The 14,319-nt window shown below is 63.5% G+C and carries 16 protein-coding genes; 9 read left to right on the top strand and 7 right to left on the bottom strand.

Annotated elements, in window-relative coordinates; translation table 11 throughout:
• Positions 1-89: 89 nt before the first annotated feature.
• Positions 90-533, bottom strand: a complete 444-nt coding sequence (gene soxR, locus FJW08_RS10230; protein ID WP_140810405.1) for a redox-sensitive transcriptional activator SoxR — start codon at positions 531-533, stop codon at positions 90-92.
• A gap of 129 nt (positions 534-662) precedes the next feature.
• Complete coding sequence (locus FJW08_RS10225) at positions 663-1,121, bottom strand: tRNA (cytidine(34)-2'-O)-methyltransferase (RefSeq protein ID WP_140758486.1); 459 nt, start codon at positions 1,119-1,121, stop codon at positions 663-665.
• Positions 1,122-1,530: 409 nt separating this feature from the next.
• Between FJW08_RS10225 and FJW08_RS10220 the strand changes: the two genes are divergently transcribed.
• The 5 genes from FJW08_RS10220 to FJW08_RS10200 are packed head-to-tail and all read left to right on the top strand — an operon-like array spanning position 1,531 to position 6,566.
• Entirely contained in the window at positions 1,531-1,923 is a 393-nt protein-coding gene (locus FJW08_RS10220) for a hypothetical protein (protein ID WP_140810404.1), read from the top strand.
• A 29-nt stretch (positions 1,924-1,952) separates the two neighbouring features.
• Positions 1,953-3,839 (top strand): ABC transporter ATP-binding protein, encoded by a 1,887-nt coding sequence (locus FJW08_RS10215; RefSeq protein WP_140810403.1) that lies wholly within the window; start codon positions 1,953-1,955, stop codon positions 3,837-3,839.
• A 10-nt stretch (positions 3,840-3,849) separates the two neighbouring features.
• Positions 3,850-5,733 carry an ABC transporter ATP-binding protein gene (locus FJW08_RS10210; protein ID WP_140810402.1) on the top strand — a complete coding sequence of 628 codons (1,884 nt, stop codon included), beginning with the start codon at positions 3,850-3,852 and terminating at the stop codon, positions 5,731-5,733.
• 4 nt (positions 5,734-5,737) lie between these two features.
• Positions 5,738-6,253 carry a GNAT family N-acetyltransferase gene (locus FJW08_RS10205; protein WP_246682293.1) on the top strand — a complete coding sequence of 172 codons (516 nt, stop codon included), beginning with the start codon at positions 5,738-5,740 and terminating at the stop codon, positions 6,251-6,253.
• A 1-nt stretch (position 6,254) separates the two neighbouring features.
• The gene (locus tag FJW08_RS10200) at positions 6,255-6,566 is read left to right on the top strand and encodes a DUF6665 family protein (protein ID WP_140810400.1); all 312 of its coding nucleotides are present in this window, start codon (positions 6,255-6,257) and stop codon (positions 6,564-6,566) included.
• Here FJW08_RS10200 and FJW08_RS10195 read toward each other — a convergent pair.
• Together FJW08_RS10195 and FJW08_RS10190 are read right to left on the bottom strand one after the other, a co-directional pair.
• The gene (locus tag FJW08_RS10195) at positions 6,547-7,431 is read right to left on the bottom strand and encodes an alpha/beta hydrolase (protein WP_140810399.1); all 885 of its coding nucleotides are present in this window, start codon (positions 7,429-7,431) and stop codon (positions 6,547-6,549) included. The two genes, FJW08_RS10200 and FJW08_RS10195, sit on opposite strands and share 20 nt — an antisense overlap.
• Positions 7,432-7,514: 83 nt before the next feature.
• Positions 7,515-7,859 (bottom strand): cupin domain-containing protein, encoded by a 345-nt coding sequence (locus tag FJW08_RS10190; RefSeq protein ID WP_140810398.1) that lies wholly within the window; start codon positions 7,857-7,859, stop codon positions 7,515-7,517.
• 314 nt (positions 7,860-8,173) lie between these two features.
• Here FJW08_RS10190 and petA point away from each other — a divergent pair, with 314 nt between their 5' ends.
• The 4 genes from petA to FJW08_RS10170 all read left to right on the top strand — a co-directional run bounded on the left by petA (position 8,174) and on the right by FJW08_RS10170 (position 11,758).
• Positions 8,174-8,734 carry a ubiquinol-cytochrome c reductase iron-sulfur subunit gene (gene petA / locus FJW08_RS10185; protein WP_140758479.1) on the top strand — a complete coding sequence of 187 codons (561 nt, stop codon included), beginning with the start codon at positions 8,174-8,176 and terminating at the stop codon, positions 8,732-8,734.
• Positions 8,735-8,750: 16 nt separating this feature from the next.
• Entirely contained in the window at positions 8,751-10,091 is a 1,341-nt protein-coding gene (locus FJW08_RS10180; protein WP_140758478.1) for a cytochrome b N-terminal domain-containing protein, read from the top strand.
• A gap of 27 nt (positions 10,092-10,118) precedes the next feature.
• Positions 10,119-10,991, top strand: a complete 873-nt coding sequence (locus FJW08_RS10175; protein ID WP_140810397.1) for a cytochrome c1 — start codon at positions 10,119-10,121, stop codon at positions 10,989-10,991.
• Between the two features lie 221 nt (positions 10,992-11,212).
• Positions 11,213-11,758 (top strand): adenine phosphoribosyltransferase, encoded by a 546-nt coding sequence (locus tag FJW08_RS10170; RefSeq protein ID WP_027143364.1) that lies wholly within the window; start codon positions 11,213-11,215, stop codon positions 11,756-11,758.
• 50 nt (positions 11,759-11,808) lie between these two features.
• Here the strand turns inward: FJW08_RS10170 and FJW08_RS10165 are convergent, their stop codons facing one another.
• The 3 genes from FJW08_RS10165 to FJW08_RS10155 all read right to left on the bottom strand — a co-directional run bounded on the left by FJW08_RS10165 (position 11,809) and on the right by FJW08_RS10155 (position 14,223).
• On the bottom strand, positions 11,809-12,267 hold the full coding sequence (locus tag FJW08_RS10165; RefSeq protein ID WP_140810396.1) for a MaoC family dehydratase: 459 nt from the start codon (positions 12,265-12,267) through the stop codon (positions 11,809-11,811).
• Positions 12,264-12,734 carry a MaoC family dehydratase gene (locus FJW08_RS10160; protein ID WP_140810395.1) on the bottom strand — a complete coding sequence of 157 codons (471 nt, stop codon included), beginning with the start codon at positions 12,732-12,734 and terminating at the stop codon, positions 12,264-12,266. The genes FJW08_RS10165 and FJW08_RS10160 overlap by 4 nt, the downstream gene beginning before the upstream one ends.
• Before the next feature lie 154 nt (positions 12,735-12,888).
• Positions 12,889-14,223, bottom strand: a complete 1,335-nt coding sequence (locus tag FJW08_RS10155; RefSeq protein WP_140758474.1) for a solute carrier family 23 protein — start codon at positions 14,221-14,223, stop codon at positions 12,889-12,891.
• Positions 14,224-14,319 lie beyond the last annotated feature (96 nt).

The raw sequence follows: 14,319 nt of genomic DNA, 5'->3' as shown, positions 1-14,319 counted from the left end.
CGTGATGAGTTGTGTCTCTTCTTCAGCCTGGATTAGGTGTCCTAACACAGACATTCCTCCCTTATCGCGCGATAATCGCATTGTTCTATTCAGGGTGCAATTAACCGCCGCGCGCCCGTTCCCTCCCTCGCCAGCCGATCCCCCTTGTTGCGAAGCGGGCATTTGTCGATCGACATGCAGCCGCAGCCGATGCAGTCGGTCAGGCCGTCGCGCAGCTTCTTTAGCTGGCTGATCTTCTGGTCGAGGTCATCGCGCCAAGCCGTTGAAAGCAGGTTCCAATCCTCGCGGGTCGGCGTGCGGCCTTCAGGTAATGATTCAAGCGTGGCACCGATTTCCGCGAGCGAGATGCCGACCTCCTGGGCAATCCGGATTATGGCCACCCGGCGCAGCACGTCGCGGCCGTAGCGGCGCTGGTTGCCGGAGGTGCGGTGGCTGCGGATCAGCCCGCGGGCTTCATAGAAGTGCAGCGCCGACACCGCCACGCCGCTGCGCGCGGCCATCTGGCCGACCGTCAATTCCAACGCTGGTGCCATCTCGTAATTTTCCGCTTGACCTCAAGTTAAGTTGAGCTTGTAGCCAAGAAAGCCTGGACGTGCAAACGAAGGAGAAGGCGGATGTGCGCCTGGGCAAAAATCACCGCGGACCGCGCTGCCGGCGATCCCCTAGCCGAGTTGCCGGATGGCTTCGCCCGCCACCATGGCCACGGAAAGGGCGACGTTGAGGCTGCGCGCAGTGGGCCGCATCGGGATGGTCAGCCGAACATCCGCCGCCTGATGGACTGGATCCGGCACGCCCGCGGATTCGCGCCCGAACAGGAGGATGTCGCGGTCGGTGAAGCTGAAGTCGGTGTAGGGGGTCGCAGCCTTGGTCGACAGCAGCACCAGCCGATCCGCGCGGACCTTGCGCCACTCCTCGAAGGCATGCCAGTCAACATGCCGGGTCAAGGCCGCCATTTCGAGGTAGTCCATGCCGGCGCGCTTGAGCGCTTTGTCGGAGAGCGGAAAGCCGGCCGGCTCGATGATGTCGACGCCAAGCCCGAGACACGCGGCGAAGCGCAGGATTGTCCCGGTATTGCCAGCAATGTCAGGCTGGTAGAGCGCGATGCGGAGACCACGGTTCACTTTCGCGTCCTTCTAATAAGTGGCAGATCCGCCACAGCTGCTTCGCGGTTTTGGAAATTCCTGGACCTGCGGGTGGCCATTTTCTGCGAAGTCGAGTATACGACCAACATTGTCAACCCGAACCGATGGAGGGGTAATTCATGATGGCCATGCACATCCAGCGCCCCACCCGTGGGCTTACTTGCGCCCTGGCGGTTTCGGTACGACGTTTCTTCTGATCTTTTAGACACTTCCGCACCGATTTCCGCCGAAGCCATACCCTGGTCTTCGAAGGAATCCTGCGATGTTTTTCAAGCTGCCGAAGGGGCCTATGGCCCCGTCCCAACGCGTCCCGACTGATCCGCCGCCGATCCCGCGGCACGATGTCGATCATCCTTTTTATCTCTATTTCAACACGGAGGACGGACCGATGTTCGATCCATACAGAATACCGGGCTCGAGGAGCCTGCATATCCACCGGCTGCCGACCTGGGCGCTGCTGATCGGCGACACCTATTCGTCGGCGGTTCATGCCGAAGTGCGCCGGCGTCCGCATCGCGGCATGCTGCCAGATGTCGATTTCTCGCACGCGGTTCCCGACCCGAGCCGGCCGTCGCTGGTGCGCCGGATTATCCGGCTGATCCGGCCGGGCGCGAAAAACCGCACTGGCACCGTGTCGTCAGGATCGACAAAGGTGCCTGTCGGCGAAAAGCCGGAGAGCCCCTATATTGCGCGAAGCAGGGCCGACGCATCGGATGATTCCGGCGCGTCGGCCCTCGACGCCATGCGGTCCGAGGACTTTGTACGTCGCCAAGCCGCGTAAGCGGAAAACAGATTTTACAGGCATGACCTATGTTGTTGTTTAGCTGGTTTGAAAGAAGGCTCGACCCGTTCCCGTCCGCGGAACCGGTCGAGCCGCCCAAGACGTTGGTTGCCTTCTGCCTGCATTATACGCGCGGCGCATGGCCCTATATCCTTGTCGATGCGGTGCTGGTGGCGGCCATCGCCATCGCGGAAGTGTGGATGTTCGGCTTCCTCGGCCGCATCGTCGACTGGCTGTCGGGGCAGAACCGCGAGACGTTCCTGCAGACGGAGGGCTGGAAGCTCGCCGGCATGGCCTTCATCGTGTTGTTTGCGCTGCCCGGCACGGTTTGGCTGCATTCGCTACTCAACCAGCAGACGCTGATGGGCAACTATCCCATGCGCATCCGCTGGCAGGTGCACCGTTACCTGCTCAAGCAGTCGATGAGTTTCTACCAGGACGAGTTCGCCGGCCGCATCGCCACCAAGCTGATGCAGACAGCACTTGCCGTGCGCGAATGCGTCATCAAGGTGATCGACGTCCTGAACTACGTCATCGTCTATTTCCTCGGCATGCTGTTGATCGTCGGTTCGGCCGACTGGCGGCTGGCCGCGCCGCTCGGCGTCTGGCTGGTCGGCTATATCCTGTTGTTGCGCTTCTTCATCCCGCGCCTGGGCAAGGTCGGCGAGGAGCAGGCCAATGCGCGCTCGACCATGACCGGCCGCGTCGTCGACAGCTACACCAACATCCAGACGGTCAAGCTGTTTTCCCATTCGCGCCGCGAGGCCGCCTTCGCCAGGGAGGGCATGATGGGCTTCCTCGACACGGTCTACCGGTCGATGCGGCTGGTGACGGTGCTGTTCGGCTCGCTCTACATATTGAACGCGCTGCTGCTGTTCTCGGTCACCGCCATCTCGCTGTGGCTGTGGATGGGGCAAGCGGTGACGATCGGCGCGGTCGCCGTGGTTATTGGCCTGGTGCTCCGGATGTGGGGCATGTCGCAGTGGATCATGTGGGAAATGTCGGGCCTGTTCGAGAATATCGGCACGGTGCAGGACGGCATTGCCTCCATCTCGCTGCCGCGCCTCGTCGAGGACAGGCCGGATGCCATGGAGATCAGCGTTTCCAAAGGCGATATCCGCTTCGAGGACATCCGCTTCCATTACGGCAAGCAGAAGGGCGTCATCGAAAACCTGTCGCTGGTGTTGAAGCCGGGCGAGAAGGTCGGCATCGTCGGACGCTCGGGCGCCGGTAAGTCGACGCTGGTCAATCTCCTCTTGCGCTTCTACGACCTGGAATCCGGTCGGATCCTCATCGACGGCCAGGAGATCGCCAGCGTGAAGCAGGATTCGCTGCGCGCCCAGATCGGCATGGTCACACAGGATACTTCGCTGCTGCATCGTTCGGTGCGCGAGAACATCCTTTATGGCCGCCCCGATGCCAGCGATGACATGCTTGTCGAGGCGGCGCGGCGGGCCGAGGCGCTGGATTTCATATCGGCGCTTTCGGACCACAGCGGCCGCCAGGGCTTCGATGCCTATGTCGGCGACCGTGGCGTCAAGCTGTCCGGTGGCCAGCGGCAACGCATCGCCATTGCTCGCGTTATGTTGAAGGACGCGCCTATCCTTATCCTTGACGAGGCGACGTCGGCGCTCGATTCCGAGGCGGAAGCCGCCATCCAGGAGAATCTCTACAAGCTCATGCAGGGCAAGACCGTCATCGCCATCGCGCACCGGCTGTCGACCATCGCGGCGATGGACAGGCTCGTGGTGATGGACCAGGGCCGCGTCATCGAGGAGGGTTCGCACGAGGAACTGGTCGCCAGAGGCGGGCTCTACGCGCAGCTCTGGCAGCGCCAGTCGGGTGGGTTCCTGCTCGAGGACGGCCCGGTCGACGCCGCCAACGACGCAGTTGTAAAGGGACAAGCCGCAGAATGATGGCCGCCGCATGATGACAGCCGTCTACCGCTGGTTCGAGAACTGGGTCTATCCGTTCAGGGAGCCGGCGAATCTTCGGCCACCGGCCAGCGTCGCCGGCTTCCTCTGGCACTATGTCGGCCAGGCGAAGTTCGCCTTCTTCGCCATGCTGGTCATCGGCGGCATCGCGCCGCTGGTCGAGGCCGGCCTGTTCTATTTTGTCGGGCGGCTGGTCGATATTCTCGATCAATTGCCCGGCGAGCGGAGCTGGCACGCGCTGTGGACCGCCGCCGGCCCCGAACTTGTGTTCATGGTCGCGGTGGTGCTGGTCATCCGAACCGTGGTCGTCGGGTTGTCGGCGCTGGTCGACGAACAGACGATCACGCCCGGCTTCTACAATCTGGTGCGCTGGCAGGCGCACCGGCACGTCTCGCGCCAGTCCTACGCCTTCTTCCAGAACGATTTCGCCGGCAGAATCGCGACGAAAGTCTGGCAGGCGGGGCAGGCGACCGGCGACCTGATGGAAAGCTTCATCGAGGTCGTCTGGTTCATGATCGTCTATACGGTGACGACGCTGGCCCTGGTCGCAGGGCTGGACCTCAGGCTGGCGGCATTGGTGGTGATCTGGATCACCGCCTTCGGCTTTCTGGCCAGGCGCTACCTGCCGGCGATCCGCAAGCACGCCGAAGCGACAGCCGAGGCGGGCTCGATGATCAATGGCCGCATCGTCGATTCCTATTCCAACGTGCAAACACTGAAACTGTTCGCGGCCGACGGCGACGACCGCTACATCAGGAACGGCTTCGACATCTATCTCGACGCGCTGCGGCCTTTCACCCGCCGGTTGACCGGCGTGCGCATGGCGCTGACGACGCTCTCGGGCGTTATGATTACGGCGATCGGCTGCTTTGCCGTCTATCTCTGGGTCGAGGGTTCGATCACCGTCGGCGCCGTCGCCTTTACGCTGTCGCTGGTGCTGCGGCTCAACATGCTGCTCGGCCGGGTGATGATGCAGATGAACGGCATCTTGCGAAACCTCGGCGTGCTGGAGAACTCCAAGGCGCTGATCTCGCAGCCGCTCGGCCTGACCGATGCATCGTACGCGCAGGAACTGGTCGTGACAGGCGGGCGCATCGACGTGAAGAATGTCGAGTTCCATTACGGCAAGGGGTTCGGCGTGCTGAACGGCATCCACCTTGTCGTCAAGCCGGGCGAGAAGGTCGGGCTGGTCGGGCCATCGGGCGCCGGCAAGACGACGCTGGCCAACCTGATCCTGCGCCTTTACGATCTCGAAAGCGGCCGGATCACCATCGACGGCCAGGACGTCTCTGGTGTGACGCAGAATTCGTTGCGCGCCAATATCGGCGTCGTCAGCCAGGACACCGCCCTGTTCCACCGCTCGCTACGCGACAACATCAAGCTCGGCATGCCCGATGCGACCGACGCGCAGGTGATCGCGGCGGCCAGGAAGGCCGAGGCGCACGAGTTCATCCTGACCTTGCGCGACAACAGGGACCGCCAGGGCTACGAGGCCTTTGTCGGCGAACGCGGCGTCAAGCTGTCGGGCGGCCAGCGCCAGCGCGTGGCCATCGCCCGCGTCTTCCTCAAGGATGCGCCGATCCTGATCCTCGACGAGGCGACGTCGGCACTCGATTCCGACATCGAGGCGGCGATCCAGGAGAATCTGACGCGGCTGATGGAGAACAAGACCGTGATCGCCATCGCGCACCGACTGTCGACGATCGCGGCCCTCGACCGGCTGGTAGTGCTGGACGGCGGCCGCATCGTCGAGCAAGGCACGCATGACGAACTTGTGGCGCTCGACGGGCTCTATGCCCGGCTGTGGAAGCGCCAATCCGGCGGCTTCCTCTATCACGAGGAAAGCGTGCTGGAAGAGACGCGGCCGGCGGAGTAGGCGCATGGGTGGATCGCCAGAGGCCAGCCCGGAAATCGGCCCAGAGGTCGGCCCAGAAATCGGCCCAGGGATCGGCTACGTGCTCAAGCGTTTGCGACCAACCGTGGCGGCCTTCGACGCGTTGAAGGAAGAGAGCCGGCTGGAGGGTTACTGGATGCTGGTGCGCCTGGGCGATGGCTGGGCAAGCGGCCGCAACAAGTTCCTGAGGCGGGGCGAGGCGCTGTTTGGAGCATGGCATGGCGCCGAACTCGCCGGCGTTTGCGGGCTGAACATCGATCCTTATTTCGAGCGCAGGGACCAGGGCCGGGTCCGGCACCTGTTCGTCAGCTCACGCCATCGCCGCAACGGCCTTGGCCGCATGCTGGTCGAGACCGTGATCGATCGGGCTCGCCAATATTTCACCGTGTTGAACACCCGCGCGCCGCCGGAGGCCTTCGGCTTTTATGAACGGCTTGGCTTTCAGCGCCTGGAAGGCGAAGAATTCGTTACCCACCGCATGGTGTTCGGGAAGGGAAACTGAAATGTCCTTGCGTCCGCCACCTCATCTTGCCGGCACTTCGGCTGCCGAAGCAGCCTTCGACGCGCTTGGCCATGAAATCCTCGCCGAGAAGGCGGCCGCACTCGGTCGCGCCGGACAGCGCGTGGAAGAAACCCTGGCCCGGCTGCGCGACAATGGCGACGATGAGTTGCGCCCCCGTCTGCTCAAGGAGGCGGCCGCGGCGGTGCATGGCTATTTCATCCAGCGCGAACTGTGCGGCTTTCGCAGGCATGACGCCGTGATCCACGAATACGATATCCCGAAAGCCGTGCTGGTCAGGCTTGGCGCCATGTAGAGCTGGAGCTTGCCGCGCTGATTTCCCCGTGGAAGCGCGCCAGGCGGGCGGCAAGCGCATCGGGATTTTCATCGGCAACGAAATGTCCGCTGTCGGCTATGATGTCGCCCTCGACATTTGAGAGCCCGGCTGTGCGCAGGCCATCGACATAGTCGCCGATGTCGCCGGACTCGGCCGCACCCCTCAGATACAGCACCGGAACCGCAATCGGCTTCGCGGGCCGCGCGGCATTGGCCTTGGCATCCTCGGGAAAGGCGCGATACCAGTCGAAGCCCGCCTGGAGGCTTTCCGGCCTGGAATAGGCCTTGGCGTAGATTTCCCTGGCGTCGTCGGGGATCGAGGCTCCATCCTTCGAAAGCACATTGAAGAAGAAGTCGAAATAGGCGCTCTGATGGCCGCTGACCAGCGTTTCCGGCAAGGCCGGGACAGCATGGAACGCAAAGTGCCAGATCCGCGGATCGCGAATGACCTTCTCCCACGGCGCAATGCCTGGAATGACGACATCCATGATCGCCGCGCCGGAAAGGATGTCCGGATGGTCTCTCAACAGGGCAAACACGATCTGGCCGCCGACATCATGGCCGGCGGCCACGAGTTGCCGCAGCCCGCAAACCTCGGCGACGCCTCGCATCAGTCTCGCCAGGGTTCTCTTGTCGCCAGCCCCGGGCAGGCCTTGCGAGCCGCCGATGCAGGGCAGGTCAGGGGCGACGACCCGGTAGTCGGCCGCCAGCCGGCCGATCACCCGCTCGAAGGCGTAGGAGCTTTGCGGCCATCCATGCAGCAGGAGGAAAGCCGGCGCTCCGGCAGGGCCTGCCTCGCGCATGGCAATGCTCAGCCCTTCGATTTCGATGGTCGAGGTTTGCATGTCCTGGCCCTGGCGGCTTCCCGGTTGGCGCCTATGCCGTAGATCTAGGCGCCAACCGGGAAGCCGCCAGGGCTACGCAGGAATCACTCCAGCCATTCGGTTATGAAGCTGCCGTTTTCGTGGATGTCGGTCGTTTCCAGCGGACCCGGGCCGAGATTGGTGAATTTGTGCGGCGTGTGCGGCGGCACGATGACGATCTGACCGGCGGTGGCCTCGATTTCCTGGTCGCCGACGGTGAACAGGCCGGTTCCCTCCCGGATGATGAAGATCTCGGCATAGGGATGGGCGTGCAGCCGCGGGCCGCCGCCGACGTCGGGCAGGTAGTTGAAGATCAGGCAGGAGTTGGAGCCGTAGGCGCCACATTGCAGTTCGCCCTTCCAGTGGTTGGAGCGAACAGCCCATTCCTCGCGATCGATGACATGCGCCATGCGGCCAAGGATAGATCACGCCGATGCTCCGTGTCGAGGCGAAGCAAGGCATCGGATTTGCGGTTGTTTCCCGGCTGTTTAGCCGCCTTTCGCGGCGCCTGGCTGTCCCGCCGGGCGACCGGGTATTTTGTCCCCGCGACAATCTGCCCTTGTGCCTTCACCCGTCTGGACAAAAACGGGCTTCACGCATAAACCGAAGTCCAAATGCCGGAGGAATTCGCTAGCCTGTTCGCCATGCGCTGTCGGGTTGGCGTGATTGAGCGGGGAACAAGGCTCGACCACCGGCGCGGAAGAGGCGAAAGGATCAGGCACCCGTGAGCGCAACCGACATCCACGATCCCAACCGTCGAGATTTTCTCTACGTCGCCACCGGCATGGCCGCCGTGGTCGGCGCCGGTGCCTTCGCCTGGCCGTTCATCGACCAGATGCGCCCCGACGCCTCGACGCTGGCGCTCGCTTCGGTCGAGGTCGATGTCTCCTCGCTGACGCCTGGCAGCTCGCTGATCGTCAAGTGGCGCGGCAAGCCCGTCGTGGTGCGCAACCGCACCGAGAAGGAAATGAAGGAAGGCGAGGCCGTCAGCCTCTCCGATCTCAAGGATCCGATCGCGCGCAACGCCAATTTGCCGGCCGATGCGCCGGCGACCGACGCCAACCGCACCACGCCCGGCAAGGAAGCCTGGATGGTGATGGTTCAGGTCTGCACCCATCTGGGTTGTATCCCGCTCGGCCAGGAAGGCGATTTCGGCGGCTGGTTCTGCCCGTGCCATGGCTCGCAATACGACACTGCCGGCCGCATCCGCAAAGGCCCGGCGCCGGAGAACATGGCGATTCCGGTATTCAAGTTCGTTTCCGACACCAAACTCCTTATCGGTTGAGGCAGGGGATATTTCGATGAGCGAGGGACACTCGACCTATACGCCGAAGACCGGTATCGAACGCTGGTTCGACGCCCGCATGCCGCTGCCCAGGATGGTCTATGACAGCTTCATCGCCTATCCGGTGCCGCGCAACCTGAACTATATGTGGACCTTCGGCGGCATCCTGGCGATCATGCTGGTGGCGCAGATCCTGACCGGCATCGTGCTGGCCATGCACTATACGGCCGACACCAATCTCGCCTTCGGTTCGGTCGAGAAGATCATGCGCGACGTGAATTCCGGATGGCTGTTGCGCTACATGCACGCCAATGGCGCCTCGTTCTTCTTCATCGCCGTCTACCTGCACATCTTCCGCGGTCTTTATTACGGTTCCTACAAGGCGCCGCGCGAACTTCTGTGGATCCTGGGCTGCATCATCTACCTCCTGATGATGGCGACCGGCTTCATGGGCTATGTGCTGCCATGGGGGCAGATGAGCTTCTGGGGCGCCACCGTCATCACCGGCTTCTTCAGCGCCATTCCGCTGGTCGGCGACTGGATCCAGCAGCTCCTGCTCGGCGGCTTTGCCGTCGACAATCCGACGCTCAACCGCTTCTTCGCGCTGCATTACCTGCTGCCGTTCATGATTGCCGGCGTCGTCGTGTTGCACGTCTGGGCGCTGCATGTCGTCGGCCAGTCGAACCCGACCGGCATCGAGGTCAAGTCGAAGACCGACACAGTCGCCTTCACCCCCTACGCGACCATCAAGGACGCGTTCGGCATGATCGTGTTCCTGTTCGTCTTCGCCTATTTCGTCTTCTACCTGCCGAACTATCTCGGCCATCCGGACAACTACACGGTCGCCAACCCGTTGAAGACCCCGGCCCATATCGTTCCGGAATGGTACTTCCTGCCGTTCTACGCGATCCTGCGCGCCATCACCTTCAACATCGGGCCGATCAATTCCAAGCTCGGCGGCGTGCTGTGCATGTTCGGCGCCATCGTCATGCTGTTCCTGGTGCCGTGGCTCGATACCTCCAAGGTGCGCTCGGCGGTCTACCGGCCCTGGTACAAGCTGTTCTTCTGGCTGTTCGTGGCCAATGCCATCCTGCTGGGCTGGCTGGGCTCGCAGCCGGCGGAAGGCGGCGGTCTGTTGAGCCTCCTAACCGGTGAGGTCGTGGGCAACTACGTTGGTTACGCTCAAGCTGCGACGCTGTTCTACTTCGCCTTCTTCCTCGTCATCCTGCCGGTGCTCGGCCTGATCGAGACGCCGCGCAGGCTGCCGAATTCGATCACCGAGGCGGTGCTGGAGAAGAATAAGGGCGGCAGCGGACATCCGGCGGGCGCCATGGCAGCACCTGAGACCAAGGGCTGAGCGGTAGAGAATCTAAGGGGATTTGGCATGAAAAAGATTCTCACCTCGCTTGCGCTGATCGGCCTTGTGGCCGCCGGCACTGGGGTAGCAGGCACTTGGGCGTTCGCGGCCGAAGAGGCGCACAGCGCGGCGGCACCGACGCATTTCCCGATCAACGAGCCGAAGGAAATGAGCTGGAGCTTCACCGGCCCGTTCGGCACCTATGACAAGGCGCAGCTGCAGCGCGGCCTGAAGGTCTACAAGGAAGTCTGCTCGGCCTGCCATTCGATGAACCTGGTGGCGTTCCGCACGCTGTCGGACCTCGGCTACAGCGACGCGCAGATCAAGACGCTGTCAGCCGAATACACCATCCATGACGGCCCCAACGATGCCGGCGACATGTTCGACCGTCCGGGCAAGCCGTCGGACCATTTCCCGCCGCCATTCGCGAACGTGGAAGCCGCCGCTGCCTCCAATGGCGGCGCGGCGCCGCCCGACATGTCGCTGCTGGCCAAGGCGCGCGGCGTCGAGCGTGGCTTTCCGCAGTTCGTCTTCGACATCTTCACCCAGTATGACGCGGGCGGTCCCGACTATATCCATTCGCTGCTGACCGGCTACGACCAGACGCCGCCGGCCGGAATGGTTATCCCGGAAGGCACGCATTACAACCCGTACTTCATGTCCGGCGTGTCGCTGAAGATGCCCAAGCCCCTCTCCGACGGTCAGGTGACCTATGACGACGGCTCGCCGCAGACCATCGACCAATATTCCCGCGACGTCGCTGCCTTCCTGACATGGGCTGCCGAGCCGCACATGGAAGACCGCAAGAAGATGGGCTTCCGCGTGCTGGTGTTCCTGCTTCTGTTCGGCGCCCTGGTCTACATGACCAAGCGCAAGGTATGGGAAGCCGTCGCGCACTAAGGCGGCCGTTCGGAGCACGACATGGGGCGCCGCGAGGCGCCCTTTCTGCTTTTGGGGTGGATTACACCGCCACACCTGTGCGGTGTCACATGGCCGTCACCGCACATGCCGGATGTGCTTGTCTCGACCGTCACATCGCGCTAGCCGTTGTCGGTCGCGCCGGGTTACGATCGGCCCCGCGCCGTTTCGCTTCTGTCAGCTGGATCATCCGGAGCCGCTTCATGAAATCCTCGCTCGAAGACACGCTGCTGGCGTCGATCCGCACCATTCCGGACTATCCCAGGCCTGGCATCCTGTTTCGCGACATCACCACGCTGCTCGGCAACGCGCGCGCTTTCCGCCGCGCCATCGACGAGCTGGTGCATCCCTATGCCGGGCAGAAGATCGACAAGATCGCCGGCATCGAAGCGCGCGGCTTCATCCTTGGCGGCGCCGTCGCCCACCAGCTCTCGGCCGGCTTCGTGCCGATCCGCAAGAAGGGCAAGCTGCCTTACGAGACCGTGCGCGTCGCCTACAGCCTGGAATACGGGCTGGACGAGATGGAGATGCACAAGGATGGCGTCGCGCCCGGCGAGAAGGTGATCCTGGTCGACGATCTGATCGCCACCGGCGGCACGGCGGAAGCGGCGGTCAAGCTGCTGCGCCAGATCGGCGCCGACATCCTCGCCGCCTGCTTCGTCATTGACCTGCCGGATCTGGGCGGGCGCGCGAAGCTTGAAGCGCTCGGCGTGCCGGTGCGGACGCTGATCGGCTTCGAGGGCCATTGAGGGTGCGGGTTTCCCTTCTCCCACAGGGGGAGAAGGGAGAAGCGCCTGTGCTACTCCACCTTCACTAGCACCGCACTTTCGAATTCCAGCACCTTGCCGCCGGTCGAATCGGAGGCCTCGCAGAGCAGCGCCAGCAAACGCCAGCCGGGGCGGGACGCTATGGGGCGGTGGGAAAGCGCCGTGCGGGTGAAGGTGATGGTTTGCCCGGCATAGACGGGCTTCAGCCATTTCAGGTTCTTGAAGCCGGGGGAGGGGCCGAATTCGGGCACCGGGCCGTCCCAGCCTTCGGCGTCCAGGCGGGTCTCCAGATTCAGCTTCATCCAGGTGGCCGCGGTGTGCCAGCCGGAGGCGCAGAGCCCGCCGAGCACGCTCTTCCTCGCGGCCTCCTCGTCGATATGGAAGATCTGCGGGTCGTATTTGCGGGCGAACGCCTTGATCGCCTCGGGTTCGAATGTGTGCGAGCCCAGCGTCACCGTGGTGCCGATGCGGAAGAATTCGTCCAGTGTCATGACGCATTCCCCGCGGCATCGCGCGTCAGGAACATGACGGAATTCTCGAGCTCGAAGACGCTTTCGCCGCGCTGGTTGATCAGTTCGCTGCGCATGGTCACGAAGCCGAGTTGCGGCTTCGACTTCGACAGGCGCCTGGCCAGAACCACCAGGTTGCCCCGCAGCGTATCGCCGGCGAGCACCGGCTTTTTCCATTTGACCTGATCGACGCCAGGCGCGCCCTGGCAGGTGGAGTCCAGCAAGAAGGCATCGCACAGCATGCGCATGAACATGGCGCAGGTGTGCCAACCCGAAGCCGAGAGGCCACCGAGAATGCTGGCCTTGCCGGCCTCCTCGTCGAGGTGCATCGGCTGGGCGTCGAACTCGCTGGCGAACTCGATGATCTCGGCCGCGCTCACCTGTTTGGTGCCGAGGTCGAACGAGGCTCCCTCGACGAAGTCCTCATACGCCCATGTCTTTCCGGTCATGGTCTGCAAATCCGGTTGTAGAATGCGCGATCCCTTTGGATCGGAAAACCCGGATGCAGGCCGCGGGCGGTTTGGTCAAGCCCTTTCTGGTGAGCCAGCCGGCGCGATCGGGGCGCACGGCGGCGGTCGGCGCCAGCCGCGCGCCCCCGATAGTCTAGCGGGCGTTCGGCAGGATCTGGTGCAGGACGATCGCCCAGACGGCGCCGAAGGCGATGGATGAGCCTAAAATGTACTGAACGATGTCGGGCAACGTCTTGATGAAATCCGGCGGCGCCAGTGTGGCGAACAGCGCCATCAGGATCGGCAGGCCGATGACCAGCATGTTCCTTTCGGTCAGCGGCGTGGCGCGCACCACGCGAAAACCGTTCATGGCGATGACGACGCACAGCACGCCGAAGACGCCACCGATCACCGGTCCCGGGATCGAGGCGATGACCGCGGAGAGCTTGCCGATCAGCCCGAACAGCACCAGGAAGATGCCGGCCGCCGCGAAGGCGGCACGGCTGGCGATGCCGGTTATGGCGATGATGCCGGCATTGGACGAATAGCCGGTGACCGGTGTGCTGCACAGCAGCGCGCTGATGAGGCAGCCGAGGCCTTCGCCGGTAGCGCCCCGGTCGAGTTGCTGGTCCGAGAGCGGCCTATCGATGACGGCGCCGACCGCGAACCAGGTACCGGTGGTTTCAGCGAGGACGACGATATAGACGATCAGCATCGTCAGCGTCGCAGACCAGGAGAAGGTCACGTCGAGATTGAGGAATGCAATGCGCGGCATGGAAAACCAGGTCGCGGCGGAAACACCCGTCATGTCCAACTGACCCATGAAAGCGGCCGCCACGCTGCCGGCGACAAGCGCGATGATGACGGACAGCAGGCGCAGCCAGGCGCCTTTCGCGCCAAGCGCCATGCCGGTCAGCATGCAGCCGACAAGCACTGCCGCGGCGATGAAGGCGAGGATGATGTTGCCGCCGACGGTGGCGGCGCCGTGGACGGCGAACACGCTCTCCTTCAGCGCCACCGGCATCAGCGCGACCCCGACGACGATGATGATGGCGCCGCCAACGATGGGCGGCACGAAGCGGTTGACGAGACGGTGGAAGAGCTTTGTCGGCGAGCCAAGCAGCATGACCAGTATGGCGCCCGGAATGAGCGCGCCGATCACGGCGGACAGTCCTGCCATGCCGCCGCCGGCGCCGAAGGCAATCGCCAGCACCGCGCCGATCGGGACGAAGGACGGTCCCTGGACGACCGGCAGACGCATCAGAAGCTGCGACTGGATCAGGGTTGCGACGCCGGCCGCCACGAAGGCCGACTGGATGAAGGCGCCGGCGTCGCCGACGCTGAAGGCAAGCACCGAAGCGATTATGAACGGCACGATATAGACGTCCATCGCCAGCACGTGCTGGAGGCCGAGCAGGGCGGCCTTGCCCAGCGGCAACGGATCGTCCGGCTGAGCGATCAAAGTGATTTCTGGCGCAACGCGTTCCATGATGTCCCCTCTGGAAATCCCCGGCCGATCATGGGATCAGTCGGCGGCAAAGGACAGCGGTGGAAATGTTTGCCAACTGTTTTCTTCTAGGCCACG

Source organism: Mesorhizobium sp. B3-2-1 (assembly GCF_006439515.1).
Lineage (GTDB): Bacteria > Pseudomonadota > Alphaproteobacteria > Rhizobiales > Rhizobiaceae > Mesorhizobium.
This window is presented reverse-complemented; position numbering and strand designations above follow the sequence as displayed.